The 222-nt window shown below is 44.1% G+C and carries 1 protein-coding gene; it reads right to left on the reverse strand.

The window, feature by feature from the left end:
* The coding region (locus ACYQ0O_RS13265; protein WP_459893835.1) for a YDG domain-containing protein at window positions 1-222 on the reverse strand (222 nt) is incomplete at both ends.

Consider the following 222-nt stretch of genomic DNA (forward strand, 5'->3'; position numbering starts at 1 on the left):
CTTGGGAGTGATGGTAGCTGTTACTCTATCTGTTGGATTTTGAAAAGCATAGTTCCCTGCATCTGCTCCTGATAGTGTTCCACTCACATTGACACTCTTGTCTGTCCCTACATTCTTGTCTTCAAACTCCCCTGTTGCTGTAAGGCTTATATCATCTCCACTTATAATGTCAGAACTTGTCGCTGTGACAGTAGCTGCAGTTGTCCCATCGTATACCTTGTC

The sequence above is a fragment of the Desulfothermus okinawensis JCM 13304 genome (genome assembly GCF_054654515.1).